The organism is Streptomyces sp. NBC_01433 (genome assembly GCF_026340105.1).
Classification (GTDB): domain Bacteria; phylum Actinomycetota; class Actinomycetes; order Streptomycetales; family Streptomycetaceae; genus Streptomyces.
The window spans coordinates 1,571,621-1,595,139 of sequence record NZ_JAPEPM010000001.1; the positions used below are offsets into that span (position 1 = coordinate 1,571,621).

A 23,519-nucleotide genomic window follows, 5' to 3' on the forward strand; every position below is an offset into this window, starting at 1 on the left:
CGGGCGGCCGACCTTGCGTGGTCAGGCCTTCGGGGCCACCTTCGACAGGCCGTTGATGATGCGGTCCATCGCGTCGCCGCCCGTCGGGTCGGTGAGGTTGGCGAGCATCTTCAGGGTGAACTTCATCAGGATCGGGTGCGTGAGACCGCGCTGCGTCGCGATCTTCATGACCTTCGGGTTGCCGATCATCTTCACGAAGGCGCGGCCCAGCGTGTAGTAACCGCCGTAGGTCTCCTTGAGCACCTTCGGGTAGTTGTGCAGGGCCAGTTCGCGCTGGGCCGGGGTGGCGCGGGCGTGGGCCTGGACGATGACGTCGGCGGCGAGCTGGCCCGACTCCATGGCGTACGCGATGCCCTCGCCGTTGAACGGGTTGACCATGCCGCCCGCGTCACCGACGAGCAGCAGGCCCTTGGTGTAGTGCGGCTGGCGGTTGAAGGCCATCGGGAGCGCGGCGCCCCGGATCGGCATCGTCATGTTCTCCGGGGTGTAGCCCCAGTCCTCCGGCATGGACGCGCACCACGCCTTGAGGACCTCGCGCCAGTCCAGCTCCTTGAAGGCCGCGGAGGAGTTGAGGATGCCGAGGCCGACGTTGGACGTGCCGTCGCCCATGCCGAAGATCCAGCCGTAGCCGGGCAGCAGCCGGTCCTCGGCGCCGCGCCGGTCCCACAGCTCCAGCCAGGACTCCAGGTAGTCGTCGTCGTGGCGGGGCGAGGTGAAGTACGTACGGACCGCGACGCCCATCGGGCGGTCCTCGCGGCGGTGCAGGCCCATCGCGAGGGAGAGCCGGGTGGAGTTGCCGTCGGCGGCGACGACGAGCGGGGCGTGGAAGGTGACCGGGGTCTTGTCCTCGCCGAGCTTCGTGTTCACGCCGGTGATGCGGCCGGTGCGCTCGTCGATGATCGGGGCGCCGACGTTGCAGCGCTCGTACAGCCGGGCGCCCGCCTTCTGCGCCTGCCGGGCCAGCTGCTCGTCGAAGTCGTCCCGCTTGCGGACGAGGCCGTAGTCCGGGTACGAGGCGAGGTCCGGCCAGTCCAGCTGGAGACGGACGCCGCCGCCGATGATGCGCAGCCCCTTGTTGCGCAGCCAGCCCGCCTCTTCGGAGATGTCGATGCCCATGGAGACGAGCTGCTTGGTGGCGCGCGGCGTGAGGCCGTCGCCGCAGACCTTCTCCCGGGGGAAGGCCGTCTTCTCCAGGAGCAGGACGTTCAGTCCGGCCTTGGCGAGGTAGTACGCGGTCGTGGAGCCGGCTGGGCCCGCTCCGACGACGATCACGTCCGCGCTGTGCTCGGAGAGGGGCTCGGTCACGGTCGGATCTCCCGAAGACTCGAATTCGCGTGCCGCGCGGCACATGTCCCGTGCAGTCTAGGGGGGCCTGCTGATCAACCTCCCGAAGGGCTCCCCGATGTCGACCGCGCCTGTTTCCCACCCTGCCGTACGTCTGCGAGTCCCGACCGACGAGGACGCCCTGACCTGGCACCGGGTGTTCGACGATCCCGAGGTGATGGAGTTCTTCGGCGGCCGGTCGGCCGAATTCTCCGTGTACGAGGAGCTGACCGCCCGGCAGCGGCGGCACGACGCGGAGCTGGGCTACTGCCTGTGGACCATGACCGACGAGGAGGACCGCGTCCTCGGCTTCACCGGCGCGCAGCCGTGGCCGCACACCACGTACGGCCCGGTCGGCGAGATAGAGATCGGCTGGCGGCTGGGCCGGGCGGCCTGGGGCCGGGGGTACGCCTCCGCCGCCGCGCGCACCGCGCTGGAGCGGGTGCGGGCGGCCGGGGTGCCGGAGGTGGTCGCGATGATCGACTCCCGTAACGCCCGGTCGGTCGCGGTGGCCGAGCGGCTCGGGATGCGCCGGGCCGAGACCTTCACGACCCCCAGGGCGGGGCAGGTCGCGTGGTGCTTCCGGCTGGCGCTGTGACCCGGCGGGCCGTCAGGCGCGTACGCCCCGGTGCAGGGCCACCACTCCGCCGGTGAGATTGCGCCAGGCCACGTTCGACCAGCCGGCGTCCTGGAGCCGTGCGGCCAGGCCCGCCTGGTCGGGCCAGGCACGGATCGACTCGGCGAGATAGACGTACGCGTCGGGGTTGGACGACACCGTGCGGGCGGCGGACGGCAGTGCTCGCATCAGGTACTCGATGTAGACCGTGCGGAACGGCGTCCAGGTCGGCTGGGAGAACTCGCAGATGACCACGCGGCCACCGGGCTTGGTCACCCGGTACAGCTCACGCAGCGCGGCGTCGGTGTCCTGGATGTTGCGCAGCCCGAAGGAGATCGTGACGGCGTCGAACGTCTCGTCCTTGAACGGGAGTTTCGTGCCGTCCCCGGCGGTGAACGGCATCCACGGGTGGCGCTCCTTGCCGACCTTGAGCATGCCGAGCGAGAAGTCGCAGGGCACCACATAGGCGCCCGCCCGCGCGAAGGGCTGCGAGGAGGTGGCGGTACCGGCGGCCAGGTCCAGGATCTTCTGGGCCGGGCGGGCGTCCACCGCCTTGGCGACCTCCTTGCGCCAGAGCCTGGCCTGTCCGAGTGAGATCACATCGTTGGTGAGGTCATAGCGTCTGGCCACGTCGTCGAACATCGAGGCGACTTCGTGCGGCTGCTTTTCCAGGGAGGCTCGGGTCACCCTCCCATTCAAGCAGTCCGGCCGGATCGCTCCCACGGCGGCGTGAGTCGCCCACAACCTTTTGGCTCCGGAGGCACTCAGTAACGGTGGAAGCGGAACACCCGAACGCGAAGGAGACCTCTGTCCGTGGTGGCTGAGCAGGGCGGACGGCCTACGCGTCGTGCAGCGGGGCGGGGGCGGACTGGGCGTGGCAGGGGGCGCGAGGCCCGGCGGGTCCGGGCGCGGATACGGGTGCTGGGGGCGACGGCGGTTCCTGCGCTGCTGGTGGCCCTGGCCCTGGCGCTGTTGACCGGGCCGTGGGGCGGGGAGACGAAGACCCCGGCGGAGCCCTCGGCTGAATCCTCGGCGGAGTCCTCGGCCGCCGCAGCCGCCTCCGGCCGGTTCACGGTGGCCCGGCCCGTCGGCGGCACCCAGGGCAAGGGAAAGGTCCACCACTACCGGGTCGAGGCGGAGAAGGGCAGCGGACTCACCGCCGGGCCCGCGGCGGCCGAGATCAGCGAGATCTTCGGCGATCCGCGCGGCTGGACCGGGCCCGGCGACGACGCCTTCCGGCAGATCTCCTCGGGACCGGCCGGACTGGTGATTCGTATCGCCACGCCCGACACCGTCGACAAGCTCTGCGGCGCGTACGGGCTGAGGACCCGCGGCGAGGTCAACTGCCGGATCGGCACCACGGTCGTGGTGAACCTCAAGCGGTGGCTCAAGGGCTCGCCCCAGTTCGACGGGCCGATCCACGACTACCGCGCGCTGATCATCAACCACGAGGTCGGGCACTGGCTCGGCCACGGCCACGAGACCTGCCCGGGAGCGGGTCGCCGGGCCCCCGCGATGATGCAGCAGATCGACGGGCTGAAGGGCTGCGTCGCCAACGGCTGGCCGTACGACGCGAACGGGAAGTATCTGCGCGGCCCGTCGGTGCGCTGAAACCAGGCCGGACGGTCGCGCCGGCCGACCTTGCCAATCGACCTCGCCGGACAGCCGAGCCGGAAACCCCGCCGGACAGCCTCACCGGTCAGCGGCGCCGGTACACCATTCGTCCGGCGAGCACCGTGACCACGCAGGACGCGGCTCCCGCCGTGAGGAGGCCCGCGACATCCGGCACGTCGAACACCGAGAAGTCGGCGTCGCGGCCCGCGAAGTCCAGGGGCGGCAGCAGCAGCGCCTCGCTCAACGGCAGCCCCGCCAGGGGGTCCAGGGACGGCCGCCCCGGGGCCTCGCCCCCGGTGAAACGTTCCCGTACGCCCAGGCCCACCCGGTGCACGGCGTCAGCCACCGCGTCCCGGGTCAGCGGGCCCGTGACGGCGACCGTGCCGTGGGCCAGCATCCGCTGCACCCCGCGCCGGGCGCTCGCGCCCCAGCGGGCGTCCGTCATGCCGAGGGCGTCGAGCGCGGCCCCGGTGAGCGGCTCGGTGCCCAGGGTGTCGGCCTCGCGCGGGTCGGGGTGGTAGGTCCGCTCCAGCAGTTCGGGGCCGTACGGATTGAGCAGACCGGGCGTCAGCACGCCCGGCCAGCGGCGGACCCTGGCGGTCGGGTGGGCGGCCGCCAGTTCCTCGTACGGACCGGTGGCCGTGAGCAGGCGCCCCGCCACGAGGACGGCGCCGACGGGCACGGGCTCGCGCCCGTGGCCCGGCAGCAGCAGGTCCGCGGTGTGAATCGTCAGCAAGGAGGGCCTAGTTGGTGCTGAGGAGCTTCAGCTCCGGGTGGGCCGTGCCGCCCTCGATCGCGGTGGACGAGATGTGCGAGACGACGCGCTCGTCGACCGGGTCGTTCGCCGGGTCGTCGTGCACGACGAGGTGCTCGTACGTCGTGGCGCGCTGGGCGGGGACGCGGTCCGCCTTGCGGATCAGGTCGATGATCTCCAGCCGGTTGGAGCGGTGCCTGGCACCGGCCGAGGAGACCACGTTCTCCTCCAGCATGATCGAGCCGAGGTCGTCGGCGCCGTAGTGCAGCGACAGCTGGCCGACCTCCTTGCCGGTGGTCAGCCAGGAGCCCTGGATGTGCGCGACGTTGTCCAGGAACAGCCGGGCGATGGCGATCATCCGCAGGTACTCGAAGAGCGTGGCCTGCGTCTGGCCCTTCAGCTTGTTGTTCTCGGGCTGGTAGGTGTACGGGATGAAGGCGCGGAAGCCGCCCGTACGGTCCTGTACGTCGCGGATCATGCTCAGGTGCTCGATGCGCTCGGCGTTGGTCTCGCCGGTGCCCATCAGCATGGTGGAGGTGGACTCGACGCCCAGGCCGTGGGCGATCTCCATGATCTCCAGCCAGCGCTCGCCGGACTCCTTGAGCGGGGCGATCGCGGTGCGCGGCCGGGCGGGCAGCAGTTCGGCGCCCGCGCCCGCGAAGGAGTCGAGACCGGCGGCGTGGATCCGCTCGATGGCCTCCTTCGCCGACACCTTGGAGATCCGGGCCATGTGCTCGATCTCGGAGGCGCCCAGCGAGTGGATGACCAGCTGCGGGTACGCCTTCTTGATCGCGGAGAAGTGCTCCTCGTAGTACTCGACGCCGTAGTCCGGGTGGTGGCCGCCCTGGAACATGATCTGCGTGCCGCCGAGCTCCACGGTCTCCGCGCAGCGGCGCAGGATGTCGTCGAGGTCGCGGGACCAGCCCTTGGCGGTGTCCTTGGGCGCGGCGTAGAACGCGCAGAACTTGCAGGCCGTGACGCACACGTTGGTGTAGTTGATGTTGCGCTCGATGATGTACGTCGCGATGTGCTCCGTACCGGCGTAACGGCGACGGCGTGCGGCGTCGGCCGCCGCTCCCAGTGCGTGCAGGGGGGCCGACCGGTAGAGGTCGAGCGCCTCCTGCGGGGTGATCCGACCGCCTTCGGCGGCTCGGTCGAGGACGGGCTGAAGGTCGGCCTTCTCGGTCACCGGGCTGTCACCTTTCGGCGGTTTTTCTACGGATCCACGGACCGATCCAGCGTACGCCAGCCCCTGGCGCCATCAGCCGCCGGACCGGGTCAGCGTGCCGTACGGAAGTCCCGCACCGCTCTCCTCGGACCGGAACCGCAGTCGGCCGTCCGCGCTCCTGGCGAAGACGACTTCGGCGGTGGTCGTGGTGCACAGGCCCGCCGTACTGATGCGGTCGGGATCGACGCGCTCCTCGAAGGTCAGCTCGTCGGCGGTGCCGGAGGAGAGCGTGCCGACGCTGTGGCAGCTGACGCTGATGCCGAGGCTGGAGATCGTCGTACGCATCCGGACCACGTCGGTGCCCCGCTTCCCCTCGGTGAACACCGCGGTGAGGGTGCCGTGCGGCTGTCCGGTCGTCCGCTCCTTGAGCGGGCCCTTCCAGGTGCCGACGAACTCCTTCGGCAGCGCGTCGACCTGAGCAGCGCCGGAACCGGTCGGTGCGGAACCGGCGGGGGTCGGACTCCCGGCCTCGGACGGGGCCTTGGAGGCGGACGGCGCGGTGCCCACGCTGTCGGTGCTGTTCTGTTCCCCGCCGCTGCCGGGCAGCACGTCGGTGAGCATGCCGGTGCTCACCATCACCACGGCGCAGGCGCTCGCCACGGCCAGGGCGACCGTGCAGCTGACCCGGCGCCCGCGGCGCTCACCGGCCGGCTGCGATTCGGCGTTCACCGTGACGGAGAACCGGGGGTCGTGGGTCCGCTGCTCGGGCATCCCGCCCGCACCCATCCGCCTGGCGGAGTCGGCGGACAGGAAGGAGGCGGCGGAGAGGGGCGGGGCGGGGGGTGTCGGGGGCGGCAGGCTGAACGGCGGACCGAACACGCCCGGCCCGCCGGATTCCCCGGCCCCGGCGGCCGTCCCGCTCCGGTCGCCCCGGTCGCCGCGGCCCCCGTGGCCTCCCCGGCCTTGGTCCCCCTGGCCCCGGTCCTGGATCTCCAGCGACGCGTCGCTGAACGGCACCGGCCCCGTCTGCGTCGGTACGTCCTGCGGCGGTTCCAGGTCCAGCAGGGCCACCGCGGCCCGGCTGACCTCACGCACCAGCGGTCCCGGCAGCCAGCCGCCCGCCACCATCGCGGCGGCCCCGCCGGGTGCGAGCGCGCGGGCGAGGGAGGCCGGGGCGGGCCGGTCCGCCGGGTCCTTGGCCAGACACCCGGCGACCACCTCGCGCAGCTCGCCCTCCAGTTCGCCCAGCTCCGGCTCCTCGTGCACCACCTTGTAGAGGAGTACGGCGGACGAGTCGCCGACGAAGGGGGCGGTGCCGGTGGCCGCGTACGCGAGGACCGCGCCCAGCGAGAAGACGTCGGCCGCGCCCGAGACGTCGTGGCCCCGGATCTGCTCGGGGGCCATATAGCCGGGCGAGCCGACGGAGACGCCGGTCGAGGTGAGCGAGACGGTCGCCCCGAGGGCCCGCGCGATACCGAAGTCGATCAGCCGGGGGCCGTCGAGGGCGAGCAGCACGTTGGACGGCTTCACGTCCCGGTGCACGATGCCCTGTCCGTGGACGACGGCGAGCGCTTCGGCGAGGCTCGCGCCCAGGGTGCGTACCGCGTCTTCGGGCAGCGGGCCGTGGTCGGTGATCGCCTCCGACAGCGGGGGTCCGGCCACGTAGCCGGTCGCGACCCACGGCACGGGCGCGTCCGGATCGGCGTCCAGGACCGGGGCCGTCCACTGGGCACCGATGCGCCGGGCGGCCTCGACCTCGCGCCGGAACCGGGCCCGGAACTGCTCGTCCAGGGCGAAGTGGGGGTGGACGACCTTGACCGCGACGGTACGTCCACCCGCGCTGCGCCCCAGATAGACCCGGCCCATACCGCCCGCGCCGAGCCGGCCGAGCAGCCGGTAGGCGCCGATGGTGTGCGGTTCGCCGGCTTCCAGCGGCTGCATAAGGACTCCCCCTGTGGACCGTCCGGACCTCCGACCGAAGCCTATGGGGCGGGGGTCATGAGGTCACAGGGAAACGTGTTACCGATTTCCCCCCTAAGGGCACGAAGGGAGGTTTTCGCCACGGTAAAAGGCGCGAATGTGTCGTTCATCCGATCGATACCGGGACGCAAACGATACTCACCCCGGACGCCGTCCATTATTCGACATCCGGGCACCGGACGTATGTCCGGCCCATTCGTTCCATTCGCTCCATTCACCACCACACCGATAAACGGCAGGACGGTACGGGATTCATCCATTCCCGGTATCCCTTCCCGGGACACCTCTCGGCCGCTCCCGGCTGCTCCCGGCCGCCCTCAGCCGCCGAGCAGTTCCACCTGGACCTCCGCCGGGTACCCGGTGTCCGCGCCGGTCCGGCGTGCGAACTCCCGCACACCCGCCAGCTGATCCGGACCGAAGCGGAAGTCCAGCGTCGTGAAGTACCGCTCCAGCACCTCCGCGTCGAAGGATTCCCAGCGCGCGGCCTGCTCGGCCACCTTGGTTACCTCCTCCAGGGAGACGTCCCGCGAGGCCAGGAACGCCTCGTGCACCTTGGCCGCCTGCTCGGGCTGCGTGGCCAGATAGTCCTTGCGGGCCGCCCAGACGGCGAAGACGAACGGAAGGCCGGTCCAGTCCTTCCACATCCGGCCCAGGTCATGGACCTGGAGCCCGAGCCGGGGCGCGTCGTGCAGGTTGGCGCGCAGCGCGGCGTCACCGATCAGCACGGCGGCGTCCGCCTCCTGCATCATCTGCCCGAGGTCGGGCGGGCAGGTGTAGTAGTCGGGGCTGACGCCGTAGCGCTCGGCGAGCAGCAGCTGCGCGAGCCGCACCGAGGTCCGCGAGGTCGAACCGAGCGCCACCCGGGCCCGGTCGAGCTGCTCCAGCGGCACCTGGGAGACGATGACGCACGACATGACGGGCCCGTCGCAGCCGACCGCGATATCGGGGAAGGCGACGAGATCGTCGGCGTTGCGCAGGAACTCCACCAGCGTGATGGGGCCGATGTCCAGGTCACCCCTGATCAGTTGCTCGCTGAGTCTCTCCGGGGTGTCCTTCGAGAGCTCCAGGTCGAGCAGGGTTCCCGTCCGCGCCAGGCCCCAGTACAGGGGGAGGCAGTTGAGGAACTGGATGTGGCCGACGCGCGGCCGGCTGCGACGGTGGTCGCCTTCGAGGGGAGAGACGGTTGAATTGTCCACATCCCGAGGCTAGACCCGCGGTCGTCCGAGGACGTCACCGGGGCGACGCGACACCCTCCCGAGTCGCTTCCACCTCACGTCATCGGCAGGGCAATCAAACATTCGAGTGAAGTGATCTTTCCCTCTACCGCTCTCCAGAGACTGCGTGCTAGGCTCGACGCAAGTTGCAGTTTGGTTTCCCTTGCAGTACAGAGCCTGCGGAGCATGTAACCCGCAGGCTTTTGTAGTTTTCAGACTTGTTTGCAGGTTCTGGAGCAGGGCAACCCTTTGGCCCAAGGAGGGCTTATGGCTACCGGAACCGTCAAGTGGTTCAACGCTGAAAAGGGCTTCGGCTTCATCGCCCAGGACGGCGGCGGCCCGGATGTCTTCGTCCACTACTCCGCGATCAACGCGGCCGGGTTCCGCTCCCTTGAGGAGAACCAGGTCGTGAACTTCGACGTCACTCAGGGACCCAAGGGTCCGCAGGCTGAGAACGTCACCCCGGCCTAGTTGCCCGGGTCGGCCGATCGCGGCCGTTTTGCAGTACCCAAGGAGCCCCGCTCCCCCGCTTCGGCGGAGGAGCGGGGCTCCTGCCCTTTTCTCCCCTGAGTTCCGGGAAGCGCGGCTCACACCGTGGCGGCCCGTGCCCTGACCGCGTCCGCCGGGTCCCAGCCCGCCCGGGGCACCGAGGCCAGCAGCAGCCTGGTGTACGGGTCGGCCGGGTCGGCCAGCACAGCGGCGGTCGGGCCCTGTTCCACCGTCGTGCCCCGGCGCATCACGACGACCTCGTCGGTGATGTGCTGGACGACCGCCAGATCGTGGCTGACGAAGACGAGGGCGACTCCGGTGTCCCGGCGGATCTCGCCGAGCAGCTGGAGGATCTGCGCCTGGATCGAGACGTCGAGCGCGGCCACCGCCTCGTCCAGGACCAGCACCTTCGGGCCGACGGCCAGCGCGCGGGCGATGGCCAGGCGCTGCCGCTGGCCGCCGGAGAGACCGTGCGGCCGGGCACCCGCCTCCCGCGCGCCGAGCCCCACCTGATCGAGCAGCCCGTCGACCAGGGCCTCCTCCCGGCCGTGCAGCCGCACGGCCGTGGTCAGGCACTGCCGGGCGGTGAGCCGGGGGTCCAGTGAGATGTACGGGTCCTGGAACACCATCTGGATCTCCCGGGCGCGCGCCAGCCGGGCCGCCCGCCCGCGCGACGTCCGCCGGTCACGGGGCCGCCCCGCCACGGCGACCGTGCCCGCGTCGGGGCGGACGAGGCCCACCAGCATCCGGGCCACGGTCGTCTTCCCGGAACCGGACTCCCCGACGATCCCCAGCGAACCGCCCGCCGGGACGGTGAAGGTGATGTCGTCGGCGGCGGTGAGGTGCCCCTTGCCGGGCAGCGCGTACGTCTTGCGCAGCCCGGCAACGGCGAGCAGCGGCGCGGTGGCGGTGTGGATGCCGGTGTCGGTGGTGTCGGCGGCGGCGGCGGTGGTGGTGTCGGCGGTGGCATCCTTCGCGGCGGTCATCGCTCGCTCCTCTTCTCCGTGGCCGTGCCCCTACCCGTACCCGTACCCTCGAGCGCGGGCAGGCGGCGGCAGGACGCGGTGCCGCCGCCGTCCAGCGGCACCGGCTCGGGCCGCCAGGTCGCGCACTCCGGTTCGGCCTCCGGGCAGCGGTCCGCGAACTCGCAGCCGCCGAACGCGTCCGCCAGCGACGGCGGGCGCCCCGGGATCGGCCGGATCTCCCGCTCGCCCTCCCCCAGGGTGGGCGAGCAGGCCAGCAGCCCCCGGGTGTAGGGGTGCCGGGGCCGGTCGAAGAGGGCCCCGGCGGGCTGCTCCTCGACGACCCGGCCCGCGTACATCACGTACACCCGGTCGCAGTACGCGGCGGCCAGGTGCAGGTCGTGCGTGATGAACAGCAGGCCCAGGCTCCGCTCGGCCCGCAGGGTGCGCAGGAGTGCCAGGATCTCGGCCTGGGTGGTGACGTCCAGGGCGCTGGTCGCCTCGTCCGCGAGCAGCAGCCTGGGTTCGGCGGCCAGCGCACCGGCGATGACGACCCGCTGGAGCATGCCGCCGGACAGTTCGTGCGGACGCTGGCGGACCCGGCGTTCGGGATCGGAGAGGCCCACCGTGTCCAGCAGTTCCACCGCCCGCGCGCGGGCCGCCCGCTTGTCGAGGCCGGTCCCGGCGAGCCGTTCGACCAGGAAGTCGCCGACGCGGCGGACCGGGTTGAGGGCCGCGCGGGGGTCCTGGTGGACCATCGCGACCGTACGGGCACGGTGCTCGCGCAGCGCCTCACCGCTCAGCGCGAGGACGTCGGTGCCGTCGACGCGTACCGAACCGGAGACGGCCGTCCCGGCCGGGAGCGCGTGCAGCGCCGCCTTGGCGGTCGTGGACTTGCCCGACCCGGACTCGCCGACCAGGCCGACCACTTCGCCGCTCGCCACCCGCAGGGACACCTGGGTCAGGAGGGGCCGGGCGGCGCCGGGGAGTTCGAGGGTGAGGTTGTCGATGTCGAGGAGCATGCGGCTACCTCCCGCTGTCGAGTCGGTCGGCGGCCCAGACCCCGACGACGTTGAAGGACACCACGACCAGGGCGATGGCGACGCCGGGCACCATGGCCGGCAGCAGCGCGCCCTGGACGACGGCCGCCTGCCCCTCCTGCACCATCAGGCCCCAGTCGGAGCTGGGCGGCTGGGCGCCGAAGCCCAGGTAGGAGAGCGTGGCCAGGGACATCAGGGCCTCGCCGAACAGCACCACCAGATAGCCGGTGATCGACCGGCCGAGGTTGGGGACGAGATGGCGGCCGCAGATCCGGGCGCCGCCCATCCCCTGGACGCGGTAGGCGTCGATGTAGGGCTTGCGGCGTTCGGCGAGGGCCACGGAGCGGGTGTACTTGGCGACGGTCGGGGTGTAGGCGAGTCCGAGCGCGAGTACGGAGGTGGTCATTCCGGCGCCGAAGACCGCGATGATCAGCACGGTGAACAGCAGCCCGGGGAAGGCGTACATGACGTCGGTGAGCCGGGAGACCACGGTGTCCGCCCAGCCGCCGCGCCAGGCCGCGAGGGTGCCCAGGGCGACCCCCAGGACGGCGGCGATGGCGAGCAGGAGCACCGGCGCGATCAGGCTGGTGCGGGCCCCGTACAGCACCCGCGAGAGCAGGTCCTGTCCGGAGGAGTCGGTGCCGAGGAGGTGCGCGCCGGTGGTGCCGTTCAGTGACGCGGAGAGGTCGATGGCGTCGGGGGCGTACGGGGCGAGCAGCGGGGCGAGGACCGCGGCGACGACCACGAGGGCGAGCGCCGCGCCCGCGACGACGACGCCGGTCGGCCACCGGTCCCCGGTCCGCTTGAGGGTGAGGGGGGTGGACAGGGTCGTGCTCATGCGGCGGCCTCCTTCACCCGTGGGTCGAGCAGCGGGTGCACCAGGTCGACGAGGGTGGTGACGACGATGTAGCCGGTGACCATCAGCAGGAGGACGGCCTGCGCGACCGGGAAGTCGTGCGTGTTGATCGCGCCGACGAGCAGCGAGCCGATGCCGCTGATCCCGAACGCGGTCTCCACGACGACGGTGCCCGCCAGCATGCCCGCCATGACCAGGCCGCACATGGTGACGATCGGGCCCAGCGCGTTGCGCAGGACGTGGCGGAGCACGATCTCGCGCTCCGGGACGCCGGAGGCGCGGGCGACCTCCACATGGTCGGCGGCGCCCGCGTCGGCCATGGCCTGCCGGGTCACCCGGCTGATCAGCGCGAGCGCGCCGAGCGCCAGTGCCAGGGCGGGCAGCGTGAGATGGTGCAGGGTTCCGGCGAAGCCCTCGCCGCTGCCGGTCACCGGGAACCAGCCCAGCTGGACGCCGAACAGCGCGACCAGCGCGATGGCCGAGACGAACGAGGGGACGGAGGCGGCCAGGGTCGTCCCGCCGACCACGGCCGAGTCGATCCAGGTGCCGCGGCGGACGGCGGCGAGGATGCCCGCGCCGACGCCGAGGACGACGAAGAGCACGGTCGCGTACGCCACCAGGGCGAGCGTCGTCGGGAAGCGGGCGGTGAGCAGGTCGGCCACCTGGTCGCTGTATTTGAAGGAGCGGCCGAGGTCGAACTGGAGGCAGTCGCCCAGCCAGCGCCCGTACTGCACGACGAGGGGCTCGTCGAGGTGGTACTGCGCCCGGACCAGTTCCAGCTTTTCCGGGGTGAGCTTGTCGCGGCCGCCGGCCAGGAAGACGGCGGGGTCGCCGGGTGCCGCGTAGACCGCGGCGAAGATGACGAACGAGGCGGCGAGGAGGGTGGCCAGCAGTCCGGCCAGCCGCCGGGAGATCCGGGCGAGCATCGCGGAATCAGCCCTTCTTCGCGCCGAGTTCGGCGGCCCACGGGTAGTAGAGGTAGGCCATGGAGGCGGGCGGTCCGGTCAGCTTCTCGTTCAGGACGAGGACGGAGGGGACCTGGGCGACCGAGATCCAGACGGCGGCGTCGGTGAATATCTTCTGGACGTCGACCGTGAGCTTCGCGCGGGCGGCGTCGTCGAGCGTGCCGAGCGCCTGCTTCACCTTGGCGTCGTACGCCTTGTCCTTGAATCCGACCCAGTTGTTGGAGGAGTCGGAGAGCGCGTTGTCGTAGAAGCCCATCGGGTCGGCCTTGGAGATGTACCAGTCGCCGACCAGGACATCGATCTCGCCGCGGATCTCCGGGTCGCTGTAGAACTGCTCGAACTGCGCGGTCGGCACCGTCTTGATCTGCCCCTTGAGGCCGATGCGCTGAAGTGCCGCGCGCACGGCGTTGGCGACGACGGTGCGGCCCTGACTGGCGTCCGTACCGATCACGATCGGGGTGGCCGCGTCGGCTCCGGCGTCCTTCACCAGCTGCTTGGCGGCGGCGAGATCGTCGGCGGTGGGGGCGGCGGGGGCGTACGCGACGGCCTTCTGGGCGGCCTCGAAGACGGGCTTCTCGTAGCCCCACGCGCCGGAGCCGACCGGGGTGCCCCAGGGCTGGACCATGCCTCCGTAACCGGAGGCGGCGATGCCCTTGCGGTCCAGCGCGAGCGAGAGCGCCCGGCGGACCCCGGGGTCCTTCAGCCCGCCGCGTTCGGTCGGGATGAGGACGAGGGAGGCGGTGGAGGGGCCGTAGTGCTGCTCGATGCCCTTCTTGCCGTTGAGCGCGGAGGCGGTGTTCGGGGACTCGGCGTACGCGCCGTCGGCGGCGCCGGTCGTCAGCGCGTTGACGAGGGCGCTGTCGGTGGCCCAGCGGAAGGTGACCTTCTTGGTCAGCGGCTTCTCGCCCCAGTACCCGTCGTAGCGCTCGATGGTGATCGAGTCGCCGGACTTCCAGCCGCCGAGCGCGTACGGCCCGGTGCAGGCGTCGGGCTGTCCCGGGGTGCCGAAGTCCTTGCCCGCCTTCTCGACCTGCTCCTTGTTCCAGACGATGCCCGCGTCACCGGCGAGCGCCTTGAAGAACATGGCGTCCGGTGCCTTGAAGGTGATCGTGATCTGCCGGTCGCCGGTCTTCCTCATCGCGGCGATGTTGCCGAACTCGTCGCCCTGCTCCATGTCGGGGTCGGCGTGCCGCTGAAGGCTCCACAGCACGTCGTCGGCGGTCATCGGGGTGCCGTCGTGGAAGGTGACGCCGGAGCGCAGGGTGAGGACGAGGGTCCGGTCGTCGGGCGTCTCGGCCTTCTCCGCGAGGAAGGGCTTCGTCGACATGTCCGGCTGGAGCTGGTAGAGCCGCTCGCAGACGTTGGTGAGGACGACGCGGCCCGCGCTGGAGCCCTGGGTGTCCAGGTCGAGCGAGTCCGGTTCGTCCTCCAGCAGCCAGTCGGCGGCGGCGAGTTCGCCCTTGGCGGGGGCGGTGGCCGGGGTGAGGGTGAGCTTGGCGGCGTCGGTGGCGGTGCCGCTGCCCGAGGTGTTCCGGGTGGCGCCGCTACAGCCCGCGGCCGCGACCATCGTCGCGGCGACGAGGCCCGCGGCGAGTGCCGTCCTTCGTGAAGGGATGTGGGTCATCACTGCGTTCCTGTCAGTTCTGGCCGTACGGGCCGTCGTAGAGGTTCCAGGGGAGGTGCTGGTACTCGCGGTCGCAGGGGGTTCCGGCGGTGACGCGGTAGTCCCCGGTGGTCAGGTCGGCCAGCGAGGAGACGAGGGTCGTCCAGTGCTTGACGACCGGCTGCCGGGGGTCCGGGTGGGTGCACAGGGACTCGGGGTGGCCGAGGTGGTCCGACATCGCCCGGCGGATGATCTGCCGCGACTCGTCGGGCCCGGTGGAGTCGCGCAGCGCCTTGAGGCCCTGCTCGGCACGCGGGACGCGGACCAGGGAGTCGGACGACATGGGGCGGTATCCGGCGACGGCCAGCGGGGCGGGGATGCCGGCCTGGTAGTGGTTGCCGTGCACGAGCAGGCCGTCGGTGGGATACATCCAGCCGTGCCCGGCGGGGGTGGTCTCCAGGTCGATGGCGAAGCCTTCGCGGCAGGTGAGCAGGGCGTTGCTGGCGATGTGGGCCCGGGTGCGGCACAGCACGTCGAGGGCGTCGGTGATGCTGCTCTGGTCCAGGACGCTGCGGCGTACGACGGTCTGGGGCAGCCCGATCGTGTCGTCGAAGCGGCCTCCGAGACCGTTGGCGTTGAAGGCGATCCCGGCGGAGTTGGCGCCCTGGCGGCCGATCTGTCCGGCCTCGACCTGCATGATCAGGGTCGGCCGCGGCGGCTGGACGATGCGGATCATGACGACGGTGTCGGCGACTCCGGCCCGCCAGTCCCAGTTCTGCCCGGCGTAGACGTGTCCGTCGCCGCTGGCCTCGCCGTAGGCGGCGAAGGAGGTGCAGCCCTCGGCGGGTTCCTCGTCGGGTATCTCGGCGGACTCCTTGGCGGGTCCCTTTGCGGGTCCCTCGGCGGGTCCCTCGTCGGGCTCCTCGTCGGACGTCGGCCCGTCCGCCCGCATCTGCGCGAAGGACTTGTCGTAGATGACCTCGCCGCGGGCGTTCAGGGCGAGGACGTCCAGCAGGCCGACGCCCGCGCCGTCCGCGATGCCCCGCATCTCCTCGACGAGGTGGGGCGCGAAGTCGCGTACGGGTTCCAGCCAGCGGGCGGCGCGGGCGGCCACCCGGGACCAGGTCAGCCCGGCGGACCGGCCGAACGCCTCCTCGTAGTAGCCGAGGGCCGCGCGCAGTTGGGGCCGTACGGCTTCGCCGTACTGGCGGCCCCGGTCGAGCGGGCTGCCGGAGATCTCGATGACCGGGAGGACCCGGGCGGGGGCGGGTTCCGTGGGACGGGGTGCCATTGTTCTCCTCGCGACGGAACGCCTCCGCGACCGGCACCGCAGGATCACCACGATCCTGTAACGTCGATTTCAGAAAGCGTTCCCTTTGGAACGTACTGCCCAGGACAGTAACGCCGGTCACACGGAAGTCAATGCTTGTAATGGAAATTCCAGAGAACGAGACCGGAGTGACGCGCCTCCGTGCCGCGATTCGCGACCAATGGGAGGAACTGTCCGCTTCCGAGCGGGCGGTGGCGCAGTACCTGGTCAGCGCGCCCGTGGAACAACTGCTCTTCGCCAGCGCCCAGGAACTCGGCGCCGCCAGCTCCACCAGCAACGCCACCGTCGTCCGCGCGCTCCAGCGCCTCGGTTACGCCGGTCTGCCCGCGCTCAAGCGGGAGCTGGCCAACGACTTCACCTCCGCCGTCGCGCCCGAGGTGCGCCTCAAGCAGCGCATCGCGTACGTGGGCCAGGACCTGGACTCCATCTGGGCCGATGTCTTCGACGAGGCCCATGAGCGCATCGACCACGCCCGGCGCCTCACCGAACCGGAGGCCCTGAGGCGTTCGGTGGCCGCGCTCGCCGAGGCGCACGAGGTGTTCTGCTACGGGATCGCCGCCTCCGAGCCGGGCGCCCGGCACCTGGCGCTGGCGCTGGGCCGGATCGGCCGCCGGGCCCGCTTCGTCTCCGAGACGGGCTTCGCCCTCGCGGACCAGCTGCTGGCCCTCGGGCAGGGCGACGCCGTGGTGATCTTCCAGCCGGGCCGTCGGCTGGTGGAGCTGGCCGTCATGATGGACCGCGCCCGCGCGGTCGGCGCCAAGGTCGTCCTGGTGACGGACGAGCTGGGCGAGGCGTACGCGGACCGCGTCGAGGCCGTCCTGACCGCGCCGCACACCCCGACCGGGATCACGGCGGAGTCGCTGACGGGACTGCTGGTCGCCGACGCGCTGCTGCTGGCGCTGACCACCCTGGACGAGACCCGGGCGGTGGAGTCCTCGCACCAGCTGACGGCGCTGCGGGAGCAATTGCTGGACCGGAAGCGGCGCGACTGAACCCGGCCTCGCGGCGCGGCGGGCGCTGGACCGGAAGCGGCGCGGAGGCGCTTGACCTTGACACCGTGTGAAGCGGTGCAGTGGGAGCCATCATGTTCACCATCGGAGACTTCGCCCGGTACGGGCGGGTGTCGGCCCGCATGCTGCGTCACTACGACGCCATCGGTCTGCTGCGCCCCGACCGCACCGACCCCGCCACCGGATACCGCTTCTACGGTGCCGCCCAGCTCGCCCGCCTCAACCGCGTCATCGCTCTCAAGGACCTCGGCTTCACGCTCCAGCAGGTGCGGGCCGTCCTGGACGAGCAGGTGGGGCCCGAGGAGTTGCGCGGGATGCTGCGGCTGCGGCGGGCGGAACTGGAGGCGGCCAGGTCGGCGGCCCAGGCGCGGCTGACGCAGGTCGAGGCGAGGCTCCGGTCGATCGAGAGCGAGGGGCACATGCCCACGGACGATGTCGTACTGAAGACCGTTCCCGCGGTACGGGTGGCGGAGCTGACCGGGACCGCGGCGAGTTACGGGCCCGAGGACATCACGGAGGTGATCGTTCCGCTGTACGACCGGCTGTTCGGCCTGCTGGACACGGCGGGGCTCTCCCCGTCCGGGCCGGGCATCGCGTACTACGAGGACGCCCCGTCCGGCGGCGGCGCGATCGCCGTGCACGCCGGCGTGACGGTCTCCGCCCCGGTGGGCCCGGTCGGCGCCACGGGGATCACGGTGGTGGAGCTGCCCGCGTTCGAGGCGGCGACGATCGTGCACCGGGGCCCGATGGACACCGTCCTGCCGACGGAGCAGACGCTGGCCCGGTGGATCGACACCAGTGGCTACCGGTCGACGGGGTACGCCCGGGAGGTCAACCTGGAGTGCCCGGACGACCGGGAGAAGTGGGTGACGGAACTCCAGGAGCCGGTCACCGGGGCCTGACACACGGACCGGGGGTGAGGGGCCGCGAGCCCCTCACCCCCGGCCCGCTCAGTTCACTGCCCCGCCCACAGCCCGTCGTCCGTCAGCCCCAGCAGGTCGATCGCGTTCCGGCGCACGATCCGGTCCACGACCTCCGCGTCCAGGTGCCCCATCTGCTCCTCGCCGACCTCGCGGGAGCGGGGCCAGGTGGAGTCGGAGTGCGGGTAGTCGGTCTCGTACAGGACGTTTCCGACGCCGATCGCGTCGAGGTTCTTCAGCCCGAAGGCGTCGTCGAAGAAGCAGCCGTACACATGCTCCGTGAACAGCTCGGACGGCGGCCGGTGGACCTTGTCGGCGACGCCGCCCCAGCCGCGGTTCTCCTCCCAGACCACATCGGCGCGTTCCAGGATGTACGGAATCCAGCCGATCTGGCCCTCCGCGTACATGATCCGCAGGTTCGGGAAGCGCTCGAACTTGCCGCTCATCAGCCAGTCGACCATCGAGAAGCAGCAGTTGGCGAAGGTGATGGTGGAGCCGACGGCGGGCGGGGCGTCGGCCGAGGTGGACGGCATCTTCGAGGACGAGCCGATGTGCATGGCGATCACCGTCCCCGTCTCGTCGCAGGCCCGAAGGAACGGATCCCATTCATCCGTATGTATGGACGGGAGCCCGAGATGCGGAGGTATCTCGGAGAATGCCACCGCGCGCACGCCCCGCGCCGCGTTGCGCCGGACCTCCTGCGCCGCCAGCTCCGCGTCCCAGAGCGGAACGAGGGTGAGCGGGATGAGGCGCCCGTGCGCCTCGGGACCGCACCACTCCTCCACCATCCAGTCGTTGTACGCCCGGACTCCGAGCAGTCCCAGCTCGCGGTCCTTCGCTTCGGTGAACGTCTGCCCGCAGAACCGCGGGAAGGTCGGGAAGCACAGCGCGGACTGGACGTGGTTGACGTCCATGTCGGCGAGCCGGTCGGGCACCGAATACGAACCCGGACGCATCTGCTCGTAGGTGATGACCTCCAGCCTGATCTCGTCCCTGTCGTAGCCGACGGCGGTGTCCAGCCTGGTGAGCGGCCGGTGCAGGTCCTCGTACACCCACCAGTCGCCGACCGGCCCGTCGTCACCCTTCGCCCCCATCACGGGCGCGAACCTGCCGCCCATGAAGGTCATTTCCTTGAGCGGCGCCCGGACGATCCGCGGACCGGTGTCCGCGTATTTGGACGGGAGCCGGTCCCGCCAGACATGAGCGGGCTCCACCGTGTGGTCGTCCACCGAGATGATCTTCGGGAAGGTCTCCATGCGTACCACGGTAGCGTTGATCTGACGAACCGTCAGCTATCTGTTCGCGATCGGCACCGGGCTCGGTTCCCGAATCGTTGTCGAGGGCTTGTGCAGAGCGTCACCCGCTGCTGACGAGTCGGCCTAAAACAAGGCAGACTGTTGAGCGCGATACCAGCGGTAGGGAGCAATCCGGATGCCCGTCATACATCGGCACACAGGCGGGCATTCCGACACAGGCACCAGGGCAGGACCGGCAGGCGAGCAGGACTGGGGGCATCAATGGACCGTCACCACGGGCCACGCGTGCGCGTGCCGGAGCAGCGCGCTCCGGATGAACCGGCGGCCGGTGCCGCGCTGCGGTTCGCCGTGCTCGGTCCCGTACGCGCCTGGCGCGATGGCGAGCTGCTGCCCTCCGGCTCACCGCAGCAGCGGGCCCTGCTGGCCGCGCTGCTCCTGCGCGACGGGCGGACGGCCACCGCGGCCGAACTCATCGACGCGATCTGGGGCGAGGAGCCGCCCCAGCAGGCGCTGGCGGCGGTACGGACGTACGCCTCCCGGCTGCGCAAGGCGCTCGGCCAGGACACTCTGACCAGCGAGTCCGGCGGCTATGCGATCCGGATCCGGCACGACGCGCTGGACGTCAGCCTCGCGCAGGAGCTGGCCACCGAGGCGGAGAAGGTCCGCGCGGGCGGCGACCGCGGCCAGGCCCGCACCCTGATCAACAAGGTGCTGGGCCTGTGGGACGGCGAGGCGCTCGCCTCCGTGCCCGGCCCGTACGCGGAGAACCAGCGCACCCGGCTGGAGGAATGGCGCCTCCAGCTCACCGAGACCCGGCTCGACCTGGACCTGGAGGTCGGCTGCCACGCGGAGGCGGTCTCCGAACTGACCGCGCTCACCGCCACGCACCCGCTGCGCGAGCGGCTGCGCGGACTGCTGATGATCGCCCTGTACCGCAGCGGCCGTCAGGCCGAGGCCCTCGCGGTGTACACGGACACCCGCCGGCTGCTCGCCGACGAACTGGGCGTCGATCCACGCCCCGAGCTGGCGCAGCTCCAGCGGCGCATCCTCCAGGCCGACGAGGAACTGGCCCTCCCGGCCGACGAACCGGCCCCGGTGGCCGCCCCGCTCCGCCCCGCCCAGCTCCCGGCCACCGTCCCCGACTTCACCGGCCGCACCTCCTTCGTCGCGGAGCTGGGGGCCCGGCTCGCGACCGCCGAGGGCTCGGTGATGGCGGTGTCCGCACTGGCCGGCATCGGCGGCGTCGGCAAGACGACCCTCGCCGTCCACGTCGCCCACCAGGCCCGTCCGCACTTCCCGGACGGCCAGTTGTACGTCGACCTCCAGGGCGCCGGATCCCGTGCGGCGGAACCCGAGACGGTGCTCGGCTCGTTCCTGCGCGCGCTCGGCACCGCCGACTCGGCCATCCCGGACACCCTGGCCGAACGGGCCGCCCTGTACCGCTCGGCCCTGGACGGCCGCCGCGTCCTGGTCCTCCTGGACAACGCCCACGACGCGGCCCAGATCCGCCCCCTGCTCCCCGGCACGGCGGGCTGCGCTGCGCTGGTCACCAGCCGGGTCCGGATGGTCGACCTGGCCGGTGCGCATCTGGTGGACCTCGATGTGATGTCCCCGGAGGAAGCCCTCCAGCTGTTCACCCGGATCGTCGGCGAGGAGCGGGTCGGCGCGGAGCGCGAGGCGGCCCTGGACGTGGTGGCCGCCTGCGGCTTCCTGCCCCTGGCCATCCGCATCGCCGCCTCCCGGCTGGCCGCCCGCCGCACCTGGACCGTCTCCGTCCTCGCCGCCAAACTCGCCGACGAACGCCGCCGCCTGGACGAACTCCAGGCGGGCGACCTCGCGGTCAAGGCCACCTTCGAGCTCGGCTACGGCCAGCTGGAGCCCGCGCAGGCCCGCGCCTTCCGTCTCCTCGGCCTCGCCGACGGCCCGGACATCTCGCTGGCCGCGGCCGCCGCCCTGCTGAACCTGGAGCCGCACGCGGCGGAGGACCTGCTGGAGGCGCTGGTCGACACGAGCCTGCTGGAGTCGGCGGCGCCGGGACGTTACCGCTTCCACGACCTCGTACGCCTCTACGCGCGTGCATGTGCGGAGCGCGACGAACAGACGCCGGAGGAGCGGGAGATGGCGCTGTCACGGCTGCTGGACTTCTACCTCGCCACGACGGCCGGGGTGTACGCGCTGGAGCGGCCGGAGGACCGGCTGGTCGACCATCTGGAGCCGACGGTCCACGCGGGGCTCACCTTCGCCGGCCGCCACTCGGCGCTCGACTGGCTCTACGCGGAGGCGACCAATCTGCTCGCCTGCGTGTGCCAGGCGTCCCGCCCCGCGACGCTGCGCCGCGCCGTCGACCTCCTCTACGCCGCCCTCGACCTGGGCGAGTCCGGCGCGAACGCGAAGCAGTACGAAGCGGCCGCGCTGACCGTTCGCGAGGCGGCCAGGGAGTGCGGCGATCCGCGGGCGGAGGGCCGCGCCGTCATGTCCCTGGCCAACGCCCACCAGTTGGCCGGGCGATTCGACCACGCGGACCGCGAGGCCCAGGAGGCGATGCGGCTGGCGGACACGGTCCAGGACCTGCTGCCCGCCAGCTGGGCGGCCAACGCCCGGGGGATCATCGCCCTCTACCAGAACCGGCACGCGGACGGCGAGGAGTTCCTGAGCCAGGCCATCGCGGCGTTCCGCAGCGACGGGAACCGTCCGGGCGAGGCCAGTGCCCTGTGCAACCTGTCCCGGATACACCTGGCCACCGGCCGGACGAAGAGCGCCATCACGCTCGCCCGGTCGGGCATAGAGATCTACGACTCCCTCGGCCACGCGCTGCGCGGGGCGAACGGCCGCTACGCCCTGGGGATGGCGCTGACCCAGAGCGGACAGTTCGCCGCGGCGACCGCCCAGCTGACGGAGGCACTGGAGATCTTCCGCGACAGCCGTCAGCGGCTGTGGGAGGGCATGGCGATGTTCCGGCTGGCGGAGGTGGACATCGCGTCCGGCCGCCCCGCGCAGGCCGCCCAGTACTCCGAACTCGCGCTGACCGTCCTGCGGGGCATCGGTGGCGAATGGCGGCGGGGAAACGTCCTGACCGTCCTCGGGCGCGCACTGTCCGGAATCGGGCAGACCGGACGCGCCCAGGTCTGCTGGCAGGAGGCGCTCGCCATCTACGAGGAGCTCGGATCGCCGGAGGCGGACGAGGTCCGATCGCTGCTGGCGCCGGCCTCCGCGTCCTGACAAACGCGGGCGTTCATCGTTCGTTTATCGCCGTCCGGCATTCTCGTACCTGTCGATCCGTCGCGTCGGGGGGCAGACGGGGGCGACAGGCCACCCACTAAGGTGAGCGGCCCGATGAGGCCCGTCCGGCAGTCCACGGGGGAACAGCCGGACGGGCCTCACCAACCCATAGCGCACAGCGCGGAGAGAAGGAGTTGACCATCATGGCCGACGCCAAGAAGCAGGACCCGATCTTCAAGCCTGCGGACCAGCACGCCACCGGTGAGCCGAAGACGCCGCTCACGACGCAGGACCAGCACGCGACGGGCGAAGAGATCACCACGCTGGACCAGCACGCCACGTCGGAGCCGTTCAAGCCGGCCAAGTAAGACTTTTTGCCCACGGGGACGGGGGAGTGGCCGCGGCGGCGCGGAGGGGGAGCCGTCGCGGCCACTGCATGTCCGCGTACCGGCGGCGTCGGGGCCCCGGGGGCCCGCTCCGTCGCTGGGGCCCGTTCCGTGCGCGCGCTACAGCCCCCGCACCAGGAACCGCCCCCCGCACAGCTTCCCCATGTCGTCCGTCCGATGTGAAGACCACGGTCCGTCCGGGCTGACGCCCCGCGATCACTGCGAGCGCCGCGTCGATGGCGTACTCGTGGCCGTGCGGACCGGCCTCCCGCAGCAGCCTGATCGCCTCGTCCGCGACATCCTTGGTGACCGGTTCGACGACGATGCCGGACATCGCCCACTCCCGGACGGGTCGCCGGATCTTGCTGTGCTGCGCCTCGATCAGCGTCATCGAGCTGGTGAGCACCCGGATGCCCCTGCCGTGGGCGTCCTTGAGACGGGCCTTCATCGCGGGGTTTCCGAGCGCCGTCAGGGAAAGGGCCTCACAGTCCAGTACGCAGGAGAGATCCGGCATCAGGCGGCCTCGCTCCGGTGCGGCTCCGCACCACCCCCCTGTTCATCGAACAATTGTTCGATCTCGCGGGGCTCGACCTCGCCCTCGGCCAGATCGGCGTCCGCCACGGGCCCGTACTCGCCTTCCAGCCGCCCCACGAGCTTCCCCAGGCGGTCGTGCTCACGCTGGCGCTCCACGGCGCGAGTGACATAGGCGCTGAACGCGCCGGGGCCCACCTCGCCGCGAATCCCTTCCGCGAGCTCCTCCGGGAGAGTGACCGTGTACTTCTTGGTTGCCATACCGTCTGGCCGTCGGCCGCGT

General features: G+C 71.6%; 21 protein-coding genes and 1 pseudogene. 7 read left to right on the top strand and 15 right to left on the bottom strand.

The features are described from left to right. Positions 1-21: 21 nt before the first annotated feature. Positions 22-1,305 (bottom strand): geranylgeranyl reductase family protein, encoded by a 1,284-nt coding sequence (locus tag OG413_RS06960; protein WP_266803502.1) that lies wholly within the window; start codon positions 1,303-1,305, stop codon positions 22-24. Positions 1,306-1,402: 97 nt separating this feature from the next. Between OG413_RS06960 and OG413_RS06965 the strand changes: the two genes are divergently transcribed. Beyond that, positions 1,403-1,921 (top strand): GNAT family N-acetyltransferase, encoded by a 519-nt coding sequence (locus tag OG413_RS06965; protein WP_266803503.1) that lies wholly within the window; start codon positions 1,403-1,405, stop codon positions 1,919-1,921. A 12-nt stretch (positions 1,922-1,933) separates the two neighbouring features. Here OG413_RS06965 and OG413_RS06970 read toward each other — a convergent pair whose 3' ends face one another. Next, positions 1,934-2,626 carry a demethylmenaquinone methyltransferase gene (locus OG413_RS06970; RefSeq protein ID WP_266803505.1) on the bottom strand — a complete coding sequence of 231 codons (693 nt, stop codon included), beginning with the start codon at positions 2,624-2,626 and terminating at the stop codon, positions 1,934-1,936. 363 nt (positions 2,627-2,989) lie between these two features. Here OG413_RS06970 and OG413_RS06975 point away from each other — a divergent pair. Further along, a pseudogene (locus OG413_RS06975) lies at positions 2,990-3,550 on the top strand (DUF3152 domain-containing protein); the annotation flags it as partial. A gap of 88 nt (positions 3,551-3,638) precedes the next feature. Here OG413_RS06975 and OG413_RS06980 read toward each other — a convergent pair. The 4 genes from OG413_RS06980 to OG413_RS06995 form a co-directional block, all read right to left on the bottom strand. Beyond that, positions 3,639-4,289, bottom strand: coding sequence for a hypothetical protein (locus tag OG413_RS06980; RefSeq protein ID WP_266803507.1), 651 nt, complete (start codon positions 4,287-4,289; stop codon positions 3,639-3,641). Between the two features lie 7 nt (positions 4,290-4,296). Next, positions 4,297-5,496: a cyclic dehypoxanthinyl futalosine synthase gene (gene mqnC / locus OG413_RS06985; protein WP_266803509.1), complete on the bottom strand. Its 1,200-nt coding sequence runs from the start codon at positions 5,494-5,496 to the stop codon at positions 4,297-4,299. A 72-nt stretch (positions 5,497-5,568) separates the two neighbouring features. Continuing rightward, on the bottom strand, positions 5,569-7,416 hold the full coding sequence (locus OG413_RS06990; protein WP_266803511.1) for a serine/threonine-protein kinase: 1,848 nt from the start codon (positions 7,414-7,416) through the stop codon (positions 5,569-5,571). Positions 7,417-7,772: 356 nt separating this feature from the next. Further along, complete coding sequence (locus OG413_RS06995; protein ID WP_266803513.1) at positions 7,773-8,651, bottom strand: menaquinone biosynthetic enzyme MqnA/MqnD family protein; 879 nt, start codon at positions 8,649-8,651, stop codon at positions 7,773-7,775. A 285-nt stretch (positions 8,652-8,936) separates the two neighbouring features. On the opposite strand from OG413_RS06995, the gene OG413_RS07000 reads away from it, so the two are divergent. Continuing rightward, the gene (locus OG413_RS07000; RefSeq protein WP_006347360.1) at positions 8,937-9,140 is read left to right on the top strand and encodes a cold-shock protein; all 204 of its coding nucleotides are present in this window, start codon (positions 8,937-8,939) and stop codon (positions 9,138-9,140) included. 116 nt (positions 9,141-9,256) lie between these two features. On the opposite strand, the gene OG413_RS07005 is transcribed toward OG413_RS07000, so the two are convergent. From OG413_RS07005 to OG413_RS07030, 6 genes are read right to left on the bottom strand one after another with little or no spacing between them, the layout of a single operon-like run. Beyond that, a complete protein-coding gene (locus OG413_RS07005) occupies positions 9,257-10,144 on the bottom strand; it encodes an ABC transporter ATP-binding protein (protein WP_266803517.1) in 888 nt (295 codons plus the stop codon). Then, complete coding sequence (locus OG413_RS07010) at positions 10,141-11,142, bottom strand: ABC transporter ATP-binding protein (protein WP_266803519.1); 1,002 nt, start codon at positions 11,140-11,142, stop codon at positions 10,141-10,143. The genes OG413_RS07005 and OG413_RS07010 overlap by 4 nt, the downstream gene beginning before the upstream one ends. A 4-nt stretch (positions 11,143-11,146) precedes the next feature. Next, the gene (locus OG413_RS07015) at positions 11,147-11,998 is read right to left on the bottom strand and encodes an ABC transporter permease (RefSeq protein ID WP_266803521.1); all 852 of its coding nucleotides are present in this window, start codon (positions 11,996-11,998) and stop codon (positions 11,147-11,149) included. Further along, a complete protein-coding gene (locus OG413_RS07020; protein ID WP_266803523.1) occupies positions 11,995-12,942 on the bottom strand; it encodes an ABC transporter permease in 948 nt (315 codons plus the stop codon). The genes OG413_RS07015 and OG413_RS07020 overlap by 4 nt, the downstream gene beginning before the upstream one ends. A gap of 7 nt (positions 12,943-12,949) precedes the next feature. Then, entirely contained in the window at positions 12,950-14,605 is a 1,656-nt protein-coding gene (locus OG413_RS07025) for an ABC transporter substrate-binding protein (RefSeq protein ID WP_266803525.1), read from the bottom strand. Positions 14,606-14,618: 13 nt separating this feature from the next. Then, positions 14,619-15,875: a C45 family peptidase gene (locus tag OG413_RS07030; RefSeq protein ID WP_266803526.1), complete on the bottom strand. Its 1,257-nt coding sequence runs from the start codon at positions 15,873-15,875 to the stop codon at positions 14,619-14,621. A gap of 140 nt (positions 15,876-16,015) precedes the next feature. Here OG413_RS07030 and OG413_RS07035 point away from each other — a divergent pair, with 140 nt between their 5' ends. Together OG413_RS07035 and OG413_RS07040 are read left to right on the top strand one after the other, a co-directional pair. Beyond that, positions 16,016-16,906, top strand: coding sequence for a MurR/RpiR family transcriptional regulator (locus tag OG413_RS07035; protein WP_266803528.1), 891 nt, complete (start codon positions 16,016-16,018; stop codon positions 16,904-16,906). A 92-nt stretch (positions 16,907-16,998) separates the two neighbouring features. Then, positions 16,999-17,826: a MerR family transcriptional regulator gene (locus tag OG413_RS07040; protein ID WP_266803530.1), complete on the top strand. Its 828-nt coding sequence runs from the start codon at positions 16,999-17,001 to the stop codon at positions 17,824-17,826. A 53-nt stretch (positions 17,827-17,879) separates the two neighbouring features. On the opposite strand, the gene OG413_RS07045 is transcribed toward OG413_RS07040, so the two are convergent. After that, positions 17,880-19,100 (bottom strand): amidohydrolase family protein, encoded by a 1,221-nt coding sequence (locus tag OG413_RS07045; protein ID WP_266803532.1) that lies wholly within the window; start codon positions 19,098-19,100, stop codon positions 17,880-17,882. A 261-nt stretch (positions 19,101-19,361) separates the two neighbouring features. Between OG413_RS07045 and OG413_RS07050 the strand changes: the two genes are divergently transcribed. Both OG413_RS07050 and OG413_RS07055 read left to right on the top strand, forming a co-directional pair. Then, on the top strand, positions 19,362-22,319 hold the full coding sequence (locus tag OG413_RS07050; protein ID WP_266803534.1) for a BTAD domain-containing putative transcriptional regulator: 2,958 nt from the start codon (positions 19,362-19,364) through the stop codon (positions 22,317-22,319). Positions 22,320-22,522: 203 nt separating this feature from the next. Further along, positions 22,523-22,687, top strand: coding sequence for a hypothetical protein (locus tag OG413_RS07055; protein ID WP_266803536.1), 165 nt, complete (start codon positions 22,523-22,525; stop codon positions 22,685-22,687). Here OG413_RS07055 and OG413_RS07060 read toward each other — a convergent pair. Together OG413_RS07060 and OG413_RS07065 are read right to left on the bottom strand one after the other, a co-directional pair. Beyond that, positions 22,671-23,219: a hypothetical protein gene (locus OG413_RS07060; protein ID WP_323137817.1), complete on the bottom strand. Its 549-nt coding sequence runs from the start codon at positions 23,217-23,219 to the stop codon at positions 22,671-22,673. The genes OG413_RS07055 and OG413_RS07060 overlap by 17 nt on opposite strands. Further along, positions 23,219-23,497 (bottom strand): hypothetical protein, encoded by a 279-nt coding sequence (locus OG413_RS07065; protein WP_266803538.1) that lies wholly within the window; start codon positions 23,495-23,497, stop codon positions 23,219-23,221. The genes OG413_RS07060 and OG413_RS07065 overlap by 1 nt, the downstream gene beginning before the upstream one ends. Positions 23,498-23,519 lie beyond the last annotated feature (22 nt).